At 60.2% G+C, this 9,809-nt stretch carries 11 protein-coding genes; 5 read left to right on the top strand and 6 right to left on the bottom strand.

Annotated elements, in window-relative coordinates; all coding sequences use genetic code 11:
- Positions 1 to 174: 174 nt before the first annotated feature.
- The 4 genes from ACZXDY_RS43115 to ACZXDY_RS43100 all read right to left on the bottom strand — a co-directional run bounded on the left by ACZXDY_RS43115 (position 175) and on the right by ACZXDY_RS43100 (position 2,464).
- Positions 175 to 1,323: a tyrosine-type recombinase/integrase gene (locus ACZXDY_RS43115; protein WP_464349680.1), complete on the bottom strand. Its 1,149-nt coding sequence runs from the start codon at positions 1,321 to 1,323 to the stop codon at positions 175 to 177.
- On the bottom strand, positions 1,305 to 1,454 hold the full coding sequence (locus tag ACZXDY_RS43110; protein WP_464349679.1) for a hypothetical protein: 150 nt from the start codon (positions 1,452 to 1,454) through the stop codon (positions 1,305 to 1,307). Before ACZXDY_RS43110 ends, ACZXDY_RS43115 begins: the two co-directional genes overlap by 19 nt.
- Positions 1,455 to 1,510: 56 nt before the next feature.
- Entirely contained in the window at positions 1,511 to 1,897 is a 387-nt protein-coding gene (locus ACZXDY_RS43105) for a hypothetical protein (RefSeq protein WP_464349678.1), read from the bottom strand.
- Positions 1,898 to 2,188: 291 nt separating this feature from the next.
- Positions 2,189 to 2,464 (bottom strand): hypothetical protein, encoded by a 276-nt coding sequence (locus tag ACZXDY_RS43100; RefSeq protein ID WP_464349677.1) that lies wholly within the window; start codon positions 2,462 to 2,464, stop codon positions 2,189 to 2,191.
- 56 nt (positions 2,465 to 2,520) lie between these two features.
- Here ACZXDY_RS43100 and ACZXDY_RS43095 point away from each other — a divergent pair, with 56 nt between their 5' ends.
- Both ACZXDY_RS43095 and ACZXDY_RS43090 read left to right on the top strand, forming a co-directional pair.
- Entirely contained in the window at positions 2,521 to 2,868 is a 348-nt protein-coding gene (locus ACZXDY_RS43095; protein WP_464349676.1) for a hypothetical protein, read from the top strand.
- Between the two features lie 30 nt (positions 2,869 to 2,898).
- A complete protein-coding gene (locus ACZXDY_RS43090) occupies positions 2,899 to 5,343 on the top strand; it encodes a virulence-associated E family protein (RefSeq protein WP_464349675.1) in 2,445 nt (814 codons plus the stop codon).
- A gap of 479 nt (positions 5,344 to 5,822) precedes the next feature.
- On the opposite strand, the gene ACZXDY_RS43085 is transcribed toward ACZXDY_RS43090, so the two are convergent.
- Positions 5,823 to 5,981 (bottom strand): hypothetical protein, encoded by a 159-nt coding sequence (locus ACZXDY_RS43085; RefSeq protein ID WP_464349674.1) that lies wholly within the window; start codon positions 5,979 to 5,981, stop codon positions 5,823 to 5,825.
- Positions 5,982 to 6,032: 51 nt separating this feature from the next.
- Between ACZXDY_RS43085 and ACZXDY_RS43080 the strand changes: the two genes are divergently transcribed.
- From ACZXDY_RS43080 to ACZXDY_RS43070, 3 genes are all read left to right on the top strand, one after another.
- Positions 6,033 to 6,212: a hypothetical protein gene (locus ACZXDY_RS43080; RefSeq protein ID WP_464349673.1), complete on the top strand. Its 180-nt coding sequence runs from the start codon at positions 6,033 to 6,035 to the stop codon at positions 6,210 to 6,212.
- A gap of 614 nt (positions 6,213 to 6,826) precedes the next feature.
- On the top strand, positions 6,827 to 7,411 hold the full coding sequence (locus tag ACZXDY_RS43075; RefSeq protein WP_464349672.1) for a hypothetical protein: 585 nt from the start codon (positions 6,827 to 6,829) through the stop codon (positions 7,409 to 7,411).
- Positions 7,412 to 8,000: 589 nt separating this feature from the next.
- A complete protein-coding gene (locus tag ACZXDY_RS43070) occupies positions 8,001 to 8,387 on the top strand; it encodes a DUF1330 domain-containing protein (RefSeq protein WP_464349671.1) in 387 nt (128 codons plus the stop codon).
- A gap of 336 nt (positions 8,388 to 8,723) precedes the next feature.
- Here the strand turns inward: ACZXDY_RS43070 and ACZXDY_RS43065 are convergent, their stop codons facing one another.
- Positions 8,724 to 9,353 carry a hypothetical protein gene (locus ACZXDY_RS43065; protein WP_464349670.1) on the bottom strand — a complete coding sequence of 210 codons (630 nt, stop codon included), beginning with the start codon at positions 9,351 to 9,353 and terminating at the stop codon, positions 8,724 to 8,726.
- Between the last annotated feature and the right edge of the window lie 456 nt (positions 9,354 to 9,809).

Raw genomic sequence — 9,809 nt, 5'->3', positions numbered from 1 at the left:
CGGCTTTCCCTGCGCGATGGTTTACGGCTTACTTCGTGCTCTCCCCGGTGACCGGGCTCTTTTGCCACCGTCACTTCGTAAGAAGCTTAGCGCCAGCGTCGGGGCGCCAGGACCACACGGCTTGGCGTCCCCGGATTTCCCCGTTGTTTTCACAACGGTTTTCTGCCGTTTTGGCTAATCGTCCTTGCCGATTAGACAAACCACGTTGCGGGTTTGTGCCTCGACCAGCATCGCCATCGCCTCCGCCGCCGCCTTCTTCCGATTGTAGGCGTCGACGTAGAGCTGCACCTCGCGCAGATCCTTGTGGCCAGAGATCGCCGCGATCTGGAACACGTTGCAGCCGGTCTCGGCGAGCCGCGTCAGGCACAGCTTGCGCAGGCCGTGGCTGGCGACGTTTTTGCTCTTGCCAGTGGCGTCGGTGAGCGGCGGCACGCCGGCCGCGTCGCACCATTCGCGCATCTTGGCGCCGAGGCCCTTCGCGGTGAACGGCTTGCCGTACTCGGTCACGATGAAGCTCTCAGTGCCAACCATCGGCGTCGCGGCGATCGCCTCGGCGAGGTCGGGATGGATCGGCACGGTCACCCGGTTGCCGCCGGTGCGCCGGCCCTTCTGCGGCAGATAGTCCTCGAGCACGCCGAGCGGGTGCGCGGCGGTCTTGCGCACATGGCGCGGGCCGATCTGCGCCGCATCGGAGCGGCGCAGCGAGGTGCACAGCATGACCTGCAGGGCCAGATAGGCTTTGGTGCCGAGCGGGTGCTTCGCCACGTATTGGCTGACCTCGGCCTCGGTCCACATGCGAAAGCCGCCGGTCTTGGGCAGCTTGTGCTTCTGCACCCCGGCCGAGGCGTCGTTCTCGACCAGGTGATAACGCAGCGCAAATTTGAGGAAATGCCGGATCGCGCGCAGCGCGTTGCGCTGGACGTGCGGCGTCGTCAGTTTGTTGATGTAGCCTTGCAGATGCCGGTGCTGCAATTCGCGTAACGGCCGGTCGCCGCGATCAATGCGCCAGCGTTCCAAGCAGCCGCGGTTCTGTTGCCGCACGTCCTTGGTCATCGCGGCGAACTCGTCCGAGGCGTAATACTTCACCAACGCGGCGTTGAGGCTTCCGGGCTTCGTCCTCGCCGCACCGATCACCAATGGCTTGTCGCGCCCGGCGCGCGCCTTGGCGGCCTCATAGGCCGCCATGAATTCCGGGCTCCACGGCAAACCCGGCAGCGCCGTCGGCGGTCTGGTGTGGCGATAATAGGTCCGCAGCTTCCCGGTGTGGTCCTCGTACCGCTTGCAGCCGTGCGGCAGCTTCAGCCCTACAGATCCTCGTCCCATTCATTCGCCCCTTTGATTGGCGCCGACTCGCCCGGTGCCATCGGCACCACGCTGATGGTGCCGTTCCGATCAATATCGACCCGGAAGTTTTCCAGACCGGCGTTGCGCGCGGCCTTGATCGCTTCCTTCACATCGCGCTGCCGAAACGTGCATCCGTCACCGTGCTTCCGCGACATGGCTTCTTCCCTTAGGCGACGTTGCCCTTCGCCGCTGCGTCGGCGGCGCGTGTTCGCTCGATTGCTTCGTCGATCTTGCGTCTCGTCTGCTCAAGCTCTTCCAGCAAACGCTGTGCTTCCTCGGCGGTCATTGGCCGAGCCTCGCCAGTGGGCGGTGGTGTTTTGTCGTCGATGAACCCGGACCGTAGCCCGCGTGCGACTCCATCGGCCTCGGCGAGCAGCGTCTCAAGATCGACGACCACCCGAGTCGGACGTCCCTCGACCTCACGTAGGATTGCAAGCCCCGCCGCACGGATCGCCTGAACGCGGGCAGCGTCGAGCGCGGCAGCGGCCTGCACCTTCATCCACTCGATGTCCGCCTTGGTGTCTTCCCAAGCAAAGTCGCGGTTGATGCGCATCTCCAATTCCTCGGAGAGCGAACGGCCGTCTTTATCCGCGCTCTTGATCAGTCGCTCGTGCAGTTTCTCGCTGAGCCTGAAATTGAAATTCCGCCGCGGCCCGAACTTCGCGGGTCGACCTCGGCCCTTGGGTTTCTGTTGTTTCGCCATTTGGTGCCGTCTGGTTGGAATTGACCCAAGCTAAGCGACGCACATTAATATTGCAACATTTTCATTTCACTATATCATGATTTTCTGCAACGGAATCATTTCACCTGAATGGGTGCCCGGATGAAGAGAAGCGACGAAGAGCTACGGCGAGCGCTTTTCACGCAACTGACGGTAGGGAAATACGAGGGCGGCCGCCTCTTGGGCTTCGGCCGAGTTGCCACTGACAACGAGGTCGAGCAGGGCCGAATACCCGTTATCGGCGGGGGCAAAATCCAGAGAATTCCAACTCCCTGGTTGCGCCGAAAGTTGGCGCTGGAAACCGAGAAAGTCTGAAACTGAAACGGCAAAAGCCGCCCGGCAGAGGCGGCTTTTGTTTCCGACCAGGGGCGAACAAGGTCGGGCGATCGACGTCGTCAAGCGCCCGAGAGATACGCCCGGTCAAGCCGCCCCGCAAGAGGGGAGGAGACTGGCACATGAGCGACCGCACCACCTTCCAGCGCGCCACTCTCGAATATGACCCGGACCACGAGCAGGCGTTGGTCCTCGCCATCGCCCAAGCCATCTTCGAGACGTCCAGGGTGAGTGACTGCAAGGCGGTCGTCGTCCGGTCTGGCGAGGCCGCGGAAGCCCTGGTGACGGCGCTGGCCGGCATCCTCGCGATGGCGCCAACGGCGTCGCCTTCACCAACGGCAATCCGCCGCACCGTCGATGATCTGGGTAAACGGCGGCGCCGGCGGGTTGCCGCCGCCGAACAGGACACGGACCTCCAGAACCTTCTTCGCCGCACGTTCCGAGGCGGCGGCACGGAGGGCAAGGCATGAAACCCCGTCATTCTCTGGGAGGGCGGCGTGATGCCCAATCCGCATGACGACACCGTCGTATTCCTCAAACTGCTCCGCCGTGGCGGACCATGGGTGCTGTCGGCAATCGTTCCGGACGGGGCAATCGAGACGATCACCGCGAAAACAGAGGACGACATTCGCACGTTCGTCTCGAAAAATAACGGCAAGCGTAACCTCTACTATTCGGTCAACCCGACGCGAACGACGCTGACGAAAAAGGCCGCCAAGACCGATATTGCGGCCATCGAATATCTGCCGGCCGACCTCGACCCGAGGGAGAACGAACCCTCCGAGGCCGCCAAGGCCCGCTTCCTCGCAGAGCTGGAGCAATTGCAGCCGGCACCGACCGCGATTGTTGATTCTGGGAACGGCATCCAGGTGCTGCTGAAGCTTGCCGCCCCGATCGCGCTGGCCGAGCCGGTGATCACCACAGACAAGAACGGCAACCCGGTAAAGGTGTTTCCGGACGAGACCGCAAAGCAGATCGCCGACATCGAGGACCGCGTTAAGCTCCTGATGGAAACACTCGGCGGCGTCGCCGGAACTCAGAACATCGACCGCATTCTCCGCCTGCCCGGTACCATCAACTTGCCGAACGCGAAAAAACTGCGCGAAGGCCGGATCGCATGTCCAACCAAGCTTGTCAGGTTCAATGGCGCAACGTGCAAGCTGGAGGACTTCCCTGGCACGGCCGGGCCGCAGCCGAGCAGCGCCGGCAGCGGTACCGGCACCAACAGCGCAGGCTCCGGCGACACAGGCAGCGTGGGTGCCGGCAACGCCGGAGCCGGCAGGCAATCTGCCAACATCGACTGGGCCAAGGTCGATCGGCATGCCGGCTGGCTGACCGGTGCCGACGTCCTGCCCAAGGATTTCAACCTCAAAGGCCGCATGATCGTCGTGCACGGCGGCAATATCGGCGATTTAAACTTCGACCTTAATCACGCCGGCCTGCTCACTAAGCCCTATGCCACATGGAGCGCGGTATCCTTCGCGCTCGCCGCCATCTTCAAGAATGACGGCCGCTTCAGCAAGGAACAGATCGCCGCCGCGCTGATGTGCGATCTCGAATGCAATCATCACATCACCAAGATGAAGGAGGGCAACGCCAAGCGCCGCGCCGTTGAGCGCCTGATCCAGCGCTCGCACGATATGGGCGAGCGGAAGGCGATGGTGCGCGCCGCGGGCACACCAGACTGGCGCGAGCGCCGCCTGGACGGATCACCGATTCCATCTATGCACAACGCCCGGCTGGCGATCGCTGCGCTGGGCATCGCGTGCAGCCATGACACATTCCACAATAAGTCGCTGTTCGGGTATAAGAACGATACCACGCGGCATGCTGTCGAACGCATCGTCGGCGAAGTATCCGACAACGGCATCATCGCGCTGCGGCAGCTGATGTCGGACACGTTCGGATTTGATTTGACCGACAAGCACACGCGCGATGCCGTGATCTCGCTGGCATTAGAGCATTGCTTCGATCCTGTGGTCGACATGCTGGCGGAAGCCGAGGCGAACTGGGACGGCGTTAAGCGACTGGACCGCGTCGCGGCGGAATATTTCAATTGCGAAGATACCCAACTCAACGCCGCTTTCGTGCACAAGACCCTGCTCGCCGCAGTGGCGCGGGCGCGCATGCCGGGTATCAAATGCGATCAGATCACGGTGCTGGAAGCTGAAGAGGGCTACAACAAATCAACAGCGTGGCGGGTGCTTGCTGGCGATGAAAATTTTTCTGACGAGAGGATCATCGGCAAGGAAAGCCGCGAAGTCCAGGAGCAGCTCTCGGGAGTCTGGATACACGAGAACGCCGATCTCGCCGGGCTGAAGAAAGCCGAGGTCGAAACGGTCAAGGCATATGCATCCCGGCAAGAAGATATCGCGCGACCGGCATATGGTCACTTTGTCAAAAAGCAACCGCGCCATTCTATCGAAGTCGGCACCACCAACTCTGATCAGTATCTGCAATCGCAAACAGGCAACCGGCGTTTCTGGCCACTACGTGTTCTCAAAGCTATCGACATCGAGAAACTGCGGCGAGACCGTTTACAGCTGTGGGGTGAGGCCGCGCACTACCAGAGCAAAGGTGAAAGCCTGGTGCTCGATGAAAAGTTGTGGGCCGATGCTGCGGTCGAGCAGGAACAGCGACGGGTAACCGATCCGTGGGAAGACATTCTCCGCCAGATTCCGGCAATGACCACCTACGGCTACCGCAAGGACGGTTCGTGGCACGAAGGAACGCGGACCATCCTTCACTACGAAGCCGGCGAAGTTCGTGTCTCGGCGGCTGATCTGCTGACCTACCTGCTCGATGTTCCAACCGGGACTCAGCGCCAGGAACACACGATGCGACTGTCCAACACCATGAAGAAACTTGGCTGGCAGAGGAACAGGAATGGGTACGTATCTATCCGTGGCACGCGGGTCAAAGGCTACTTCCGGCCGGATGTGTGAGCGACCTGAGCGGCTGGACGGCCACTTTCCCAAGAGTGTTACGGAGGTATGTAGAGCGCGCTGTGAGGCCCGAAAAGGGGTGGGTATTCCGCCCTGGAGAGGTTATGGAGAAGTCTTCTAGAGTAGTCGCTCAGGTCGCTCAGGTCGCTCTAAGCCTGGGGCACAGGGGTTTCTGAAAACGGCTAGGCCGCCCACCTTTGGGTAATGGTCGGTCAGTCGCTCAGAGGATTAGGTCGATCGGGCTGTGAGGCTCTTTCCGCGAGGTCGCTCGGTGAGCTATGCAGCATGCGCATGAGGAATGAGGATATCGGATCCAACCTGGACGGAACTGCCGTGCTTGCCGCTACCGGATGTCAGGTGCTGCACCGGAGGTATGGGTAGTGCTGCAGCGCCCGCCACCCGGTCGAAGTGAAACCGCAGGCGCCGCCCGCGCCCGGGCACTACGGAACGCGGGAATCAAAAGTCTGCGGATCTCAGCCCTAGGAGCGCCGGTTGTTGCAGCGCTGAAGGTGGCTGGTCGGCTTGGTGACGATGCTGACGTCGAAGCGCTTGAGGCCGCCGCCGGCCAGGTGCTCGAGTAGTACGCCATGAGGTGGCTCGGGCGACCGGAAAAGAAACCGTACGCGTGACGGTTTCATGGAAATTCGCCGGCGTAGGCTACTGGCCCCAATTGATGCGGGAGCCCCGCCATGAATCACCGATTTCTCGTTCCCGAAGATTACAGCGACGACAATAGCGCCCTGACTGCGCTGGCGCGCTCCTCCATCCTGACAGTGCCCCGTTTGAAAAATCACGACGTCTCAAATCCCTGTGCGCACGTCGTGTGCGCCGCCGCTGCCGTTACATCAAAATCTACTGTCTATCCGTGAGTCGACGTGGGACCTCGACGCACCGAAGCCAACGGTGCCGGTAGACGCAGGAGCCTGCTGTATTGGAAGCGGCGTGCGGACGATGAAGAAGTGTGTGGCACCATTAGAGCGGTTTGGTCCAGCGACGCCAGCCACACCACCGTGGGAAGTGCCACGACCACCGCCCCCGGCGAGTGCGGCAGAGCCGCCAGCGAGGGTCACAATGATCAAGAACGCTATTTTCCGAAATCCCATGGCGAACGCCTCCTACTTTCGACCTCGACGCCCCACCGAAGCTACTAACCTAGGGGCGGGGGGAGGGTCGAAAAAGTAGAGCCCAAAGAATTTTCGAGCGCGGCGGCGCTCCAATGTTAGCGGCCGCAGGTTGGAAGAAATTTTCTCCAGCAGGCAGGTCCGATTGGCCCCCAAGAGCTGAAGGATTGCGGTTCATCGCGGAAACCGCCGCTTAGGGCCAGCAGCGGACGAAGGCTGCAGCGCTGCGTGTGACGTGCAGTCCCGCTGACCTTTCGAGTTCCTTATCCGAACCTTTGCGGAATTTGGAGCACTAGTACATGAGACCCCTGGAATAGTCTGGGCCGACCATGCGCAGTAGTCTGAAATTCGAGGAGAGAGCCATGTCGTTCATCAATTGGGACGCTACATTCCACTTCGACCCGCGCGACCCCTTGAATGCCCTCGCGACCCACGGAATCCCGGTGCCCACCTACGGCAACTACGGCGGCCCTGGCTACACGGCAGGCCAGTTCGGTGCCACGACGCCTGAGCCTTCGCAACTCACGCCCGAAACACAGCCCGTCGATCAACTAGACCAGCTATTCTACCAACATGACCTCGTGCATCAGCACTTCATCGACGGGAAGGCTACGTTTTCCGACATTGTCACGGCGGATATTGGCCTGATCGAGGGCGTGGCTGCCCTGGACTATACCGATCCCGGTAAGCCGAATTATGATCCCGAAGCAGGCCTTTACGAGGGACTTTCGACGTTTGGCACCGTTCTCAAGCTTGAGACCGAGCTTAACAGAGTTGGCAGCGACATTGCGAAACTCCCCCCAACTACCCTCTCTGCAATCGTGAGCGACACCCAGGAGGCATTCGTGAACTTCACGGCGGGTCTCGCTGACGCGCCATCCGAAGCGAGGACGCTACACGCGGCGCTTCCGCTATTTGAGGACCACTTTCATGACTTGCTAATTTAGACGTGGCTGTAGCTTCCGCCTCAACTGAGCAACGCCGTATCGCTGCGATTTGATCTCAAAGGCTGTGCATATAAGGCTTACTAGGGCGAGTAACCCCGCGCCGCAGATCAGGGCGCTTTGAGGTCCGCTGTGCCCCTGATAGCGGCGCAATAGCGGACCTCACCGGAGGTCCGAGTCGGGACAATACGGGACTGATGTACCGCGATGATCAGAGGTTTACGTCATACCTCGTCGGCGCAACCAAGCAGCGTCGATCTCGATGCGGGTGTGGTCCCACCCTCGCAGCGCATAGATCCGCCCACATCATCTCCAATGAGACGGGGACAGCGAGAGTCGGATCCCGCTTTGCAGGTCCTGCACCCTTTCGACAATCCGGCCGATGTTGTACGCTTATTAGACGGACATTGGGTTAGTCCGCGAGCTGCCAACGGGACGTGCCGAAGTCCCCGTTTAGCATTGGCGGCGCAGATGCCCTCGGCAGGCGTCTCACTTTGGTAGACCGACGCTCCTTTTTGCCGGTGCTTTTCGCATTCGCAATCGCTGGTCGTGCGCACCAGTACGACCAAAAATTCTTGCAAGGAGTAACGTCATGAAAACCCACTATCCAGTGACATTGGCGATGCTTGCGGGCTTCGGGCTCGGTGCAATCGCGGTTCAGGGGCTCCATGCCCAGGCGACGCCACCCGTATATCAGGTCGTTGAAATCGAGCCCTCGGATATGGAGACCTACCTGAAGGACTACGTCCCGAAGGCTCAGGCCGCTATCAAAGCAGCTGGCGGCAAGTTCCTCGCCGCTGGAGGCAAAACCACAACCATCGAAGGAGAGCCGCCGAAATCGCGCATTGTTATCCAACAGTGGGACAGCGTTGAAAAAATCAAAGCTTATCGCGATTCGGCGGCGTTCAAAGAACTCCTGCCGCTTCGCAACAAACTCGCGAAGTTCCGCAGCTTCGCCGTCGAGGGGCTACTGCAATAACTCGCCGAATAATCGGCATGCAAGATTGAAGGCCGCCTTAGATGGAGGCCTTCTTCATCGCACAGACGCGTTTGAGTTACCTGCTGCACGTCTCTTTTGGGTCAATCACGTCATCTTTGGCCCGTTTGCAGGATGTCTGCTTATCCCCTGACATCAGCGACATAGCGGACATCCCTCAACCGCCGCTTGGGGCCAAGAGGCAACATACGAATAGATAGCAGCCTTCCGGACGTTGAACTGCAAAATCTTTCGCGCGCCGCATGCCCGCTTCCTTGATTTCGGCTTCGATGCCTAGGTTCGGCACGACTACCGAACGGCCGCGCTCGCTTAATTTGATTATGCTGGCGCTACTGGTTGGAGCAATTCTTCGTCGTACGTAAAGCCAGGAGTAACAGTGGGTGCTTGGTAAGGTCCCGGATCTTGGCCGTTGGTGTACACAGTTCTGAAATTCGCCGTAGCTCCGTCCAATGTCGCGGTGTAGTTTATATCGACTGAGGTGTTCACGCCGGCGACCGCATTGTGAAAGCGCAAGACCGTGTGGAAGCCGAAGTAGTTGTAGGAAGTCTGGGCAGTGACTTCGGGGATAGCTGACTGAATAGCGGCCAGACTCAGGCCGAATGAAGAGCCTGTCACTTCGCCGGGGTTCAACAGAACTGTCGGACCCGTGATACGAAGACCTGCCGTCACCGTAGCGGGACCGGGACCGGGCAAGTTGTTATTTCCGATTTCAGCCGAAACCTGCAGCAGTAATGGGTTGAATGGCACGGTGCCGACGTTCGCTATTCCGCCGCCTTCGTAAGCGTCTCCTCCGTCGGGAGGTAATACGGAATTGTGATCCATCCTGGCTGGAAAGATGAGCGCAAATTGTACGGTTTCACCCCACGGCAAGATATTCCGCAGCAGCCGGCAGAGCCGTGCCAAATAAACGGAACCGAAGAAATTACAAGGAGTCCAGCGCGTTAGCATGGCCGCACTTGTTTCGGGGCCGCGATCTTACCGGACTGCAAAAATTAGCCTTAACCCTTTCATTCGGCAACTCCGCTGCTCGCGCGCCCCGCCGCAGCCGAAGGGCACCGACGAGCGGCGGCGAATGTTATCAGTTCTTTGTCGATCGCGACGGGGCGGTGGTTCCGGTTTTGTGGCCACCGATCATCCGCAATCGTGATGGGACGCGGACCGATGGTTGGCGGCAGTCAACAAGCTTTCGAAGCTACGATCTGATCAAGTCGGGGAAGCAGGAATGACGATAGTCATTCGCGAGCACCTTCCCGAAGGCCTTCAGAACCTGGTCTTCTCCCGCCTGTCCACTAAGAGCATTCGAACCGCGCGTATCAGAGTCAGCTACGGGTCTTGGTTGTGTGCAAACGGACGCGGCCGTGGTCGACAATCGTTGCAGGCCACGCGTTCCAACGTCCGATAGCC

This window comes from Bradyrhizobium sp. LeoB3 (assembly GCF_055456055.1).
Note: the sequence above shows the minus strand (reverse complement) of the source record. Positions and strands in the feature narration are given on the sequence as shown.